The 3,388-nt window shown below is 53.0% G+C and carries 1 tRNA gene and 2 rRNA genes; all 3 read right to left on the bottom strand.

Annotated features, from left to right (window positions below):
• Positions 1–24: 24 nt before the first annotated feature.
• The 3 genes from BLV27_RS18885 to BLV27_RS18875 all read right to left on the bottom strand — a co-directional run bounded on the left by BLV27_RS18885 (position 25) and on the right by BLV27_RS18875 (position 3,278).
• A tRNA-Met gene (locus BLV27_RS18885) sits at positions 25–101 on the bottom strand.
• Between the two features lie 111 nt (positions 102–212).
• Positions 213–327: ribosomal RNA gene (rrf, locus tag BLV27_RS18880) — 5S ribosomal RNA — on the bottom strand.
• A gap of 121 nt (positions 328–448) precedes the next feature.
• Positions 449–3,278 (bottom strand): 23S ribosomal RNA (locus BLV27_RS18875).
• Between the last annotated feature and the right edge of the window lie 110 nt (positions 3,279–3,388).

Below are 3,388 nucleotides of genomic sequence, written 5' to 3'. Positions count from 1 at the left end.
GTCTTTGGTATTGCTGTGGAAGTTTGGTTGCGGGAGTAGGATTTGAACCTACGACCTTCAGGTTATGAGCCTGACGAGCTACCGAGCTGCTCCATCCCGCGACACTTTAGGCTTGTCTTAGACGCGCCTTGTGCAATCCATCGCCCATCCGCGTCTGGCTTTGTGCGGTGGGATATTGTCATCGTTTCGAGAGATATCGGTAGGCTTACTAGGTTTGGCGGTGACCTACTCTCCCACGCCTTAAGACGCAGTACCATCGGCGCAACAGCACTTAACTGCCGGGTTCGGGATGGGACCGGGTGTTTTGCTTGCGCTATGACCACCAAACCGAGAAAGCCTATCGATCGACCCGTTTGGGTCGGACACATCGTTTGTTTCCAAGTCAAGCACGCTTATTGTGTGATGTATGCTTTTGATCTGTTCCCTTGAAGCATGGCTTCTACTGGATCAAATCAAGCCTATCGGACAATTAGTACCGGTCAACTGAATGCATTGCTGCACTTACATCTCCGGCCTATCGACGTGGTGGTCTACCACGGTCCTCAGGGATATCTTGTTTTGAAGGGGGCTTCCCGCTTAGATGCCTTCAGCGGTTATCCTGTCCGATCATAGCTACCCAGCACTGCTATTGGCATAACAACTGGTCCACCAGTGGATCGTTCACCCCGGTCCTCTCGTACTAGGGGCAACTCTTCTCAAATATCCTACACCCACGGAAGATAGGGACCGAACTGTCTCACGACGTTCTAAACCCAGCTCACGTACCTCTTTAAACGGCGAACAGCCGTACCCTTGGGACCTGCTCCAGCCCCAGGATGAGATGAGCCGACATCGAGGTGCCAAACGATGCCGTCGATATGGACTCTTGGGCATCATCAGCCTGTTATCCCCGGCGTACCTTTTATCCGTTGAGCGATGGCCCTCCCACTTGGGACCACCGGATCACTATGGCCGTCTTTCGACTCTGCTCGACTTGTCAGTCTCGCAGTCAGGCTGGCTTCTGCCATTGCACTCAACGAGCGATGTCCGACCGCTCTGAGCCAACCTTCGCGCGCCTCCGTTACTCTTTAGGAGGCGACCGCCCCAGTCAAACTACCCGCCACAGAGGGTCCCGGATCCGGATAACGGACCGCGGTTAGATATCAAGCGAAGCAAGGGTGGTATCTCAAGGGAAGCTCCACAGAAACTGGCGTTCCTGCTTCAAAGCCTACCACCTATCCTGCACATGCTTGGCCTGATACCAGTCTGAAGCTGTAGTAAAGGTGCACGGGGTCTTTCCGTCTAACCGCGGGTAACCTGCATCTTGACAGGTAATTCAATTTCGCTGAGTCGATGTTGGAGACAGCGGGGAAGTCGTTACGCCATTCGTGCAGGTCGGAACTTACCCGACAAGGAATTTCGCTACCTTAGGACCGTTATAGTTACGGCCGCCGTTTACCTGGGCTTCAATTCAGAGCTTGCACTCCTCCTTTTAACCTTCAGGCACCGGGCAGGCGTCAGACCCTATACGTCGTCTTGCGACTTCGCAGAGCCCTGTGTTTTTAGTAAACAGTCGCCACCCCCTGGTTTGTGCCCCCAGCCAATACTTGCGTAGAAACTGGGCCTCCTTCTCGCGAACTTACGGAGGTATTTTGCCGAGTTCCTTCAACATCGTTCTCTCAAGCGCCTTGGTATTCTCTACCAGTCCACCTGTGTCGGTTTAGGGTACGATCTAATGAGAGGCTATTTCCAGGAACCCCTAAGCAGCCCATTCAATCCGATAAGGATGAACTACCGTCGGGATCCGTCACTTCTCTCTGGCCCAGGAATATTAACCTGGTTCCCATCGACTACGCCTTTCGGCCTCGCCTTAGGGGTCGGCTTACCCTGCTCAGATTAGCTTTAAGCAGGAACCCTTGGACTTTCGGCGACAGGGTCTCTCACCCTGTTTGTCGCTACTCATGTCATCATTCTCGCTAGTGATCTCTCCACCCGATGGCTCACGCCCGGGCTTCATCGAAAGTTCCCTGCCTCCTATGCATCGCAAGCGATGCAAAAGAGGCGTGGAACTATGTCACACTACGCTCCGCTACCATGCACTATGTGCATCCTCAGCTTCGGCTCATGGCTTGAGCCCCGTTACATCTTCGCCGCAGGACAACTTATTTAGACCAGTGAGCTGTTACGCTATCTTTAAAGGATGGCTGCTTCTAAGCCAACCTCCTGGTTGTTTTGGTCGTCCCACCTGCTTTCCCACTTAGCCATGAATTAGGGGCCTTAGCTGGAGGTCAGGGTTGTTTCCCTCTTCACGACGGACGTTAGCATTCGCCGTGTGTCTGCCATCTAGTACTCCCGGGTATTCGGAGTTTGGTTAGGATCAGTAAGCCTGTGGGGCCCCATTACCCATCCAGTGCTCTACCCCCCGGGGTATTCGGATGACGCTCTACCTAAATAGATTTCGCGGAGAACCAGCTATCTCCGAGTTTGATTGGCCTTTCACCCCTAGGCACAACTCATCCCGACCTTTTTCAACAGGTGTGGGTTCGGACCTCCAGTTAGTGTTACCTAACCTTCATCCTGGTCATGCCTAGATCACTCGGTTTCGGGTCTGATCCCACGAACTAAGTCGCCCTATTAAGACTCGCTTTCGCTGCGCCTACACCTAACGGCTTAAGCTTGCTCGTGAGACCAAGTCGATGACCCATTATACAAAAGGTACGCGGTCAGGCCTCAAGGGCCCTCCCACTGCTTGTAGGCGTTCGGTTTCAGGTACTGTTTCACTCCCCTCGTCGGGGTGCTTTTCACCTTTCCCTCACGGTACTGGTTCGCTATCGGTCAGTAAGGAGTACTTAGCCTTCGAAGGTGGTCCTCCGATCTTCAGACAGGATTTCACGTGTCCCGCCCTACTTAATACGTCCGATCATGCTTATTGTACGGGGCTATCACCCACTCTGGCTGCGCTTCCCAACGCATTCCAATCACACTCACGGCTCGGCTGGTCCCCGTTCGCTCGCCGCTACTAGGGGAGTATCAATTGATTTCCTTTCCTCCGGGTACTTAGATGTTTCAGTTCCCCGGGTTTGCTTTCTAAACCCTATGTATTCAGGTAAAGAATAACTGGTTCAGCATCCTGTCGATTACCGAAGTAAACAACAGAGCACTGTCAGTTGGGTTGCCCCATTCGGAAATTCATGGATCAAAGCTTATTCTCAGCTCCCCATGACTTATCGCAGAGTATCACGTCCTTCATCGCCTCTTACTGCCAAGGCATCCACCAAACGCCCTTCTCGCGCTTGATTTGATCCAGAAGAAGACACCCCTCAATAAAGAGGGTCACCTCAACTGTCCCTGGTGGTTCCTTTTAGCCCCACCAGGCCCGACACCCTCTTGGAAGGATGCCGATGATCAA

It is taken from the genome of Jannaschia faecimaris (assembly GCF_900107415.1).
GTDB lineage: Bacteria > Pseudomonadota > Alphaproteobacteria > Rhodobacterales > Rhodobacteraceae > Jannaschia > Jannaschia faecimaris.
Note: the sequence above shows the minus strand (reverse complement) of the source record. Positions and strands in the feature narration are given on the sequence as shown.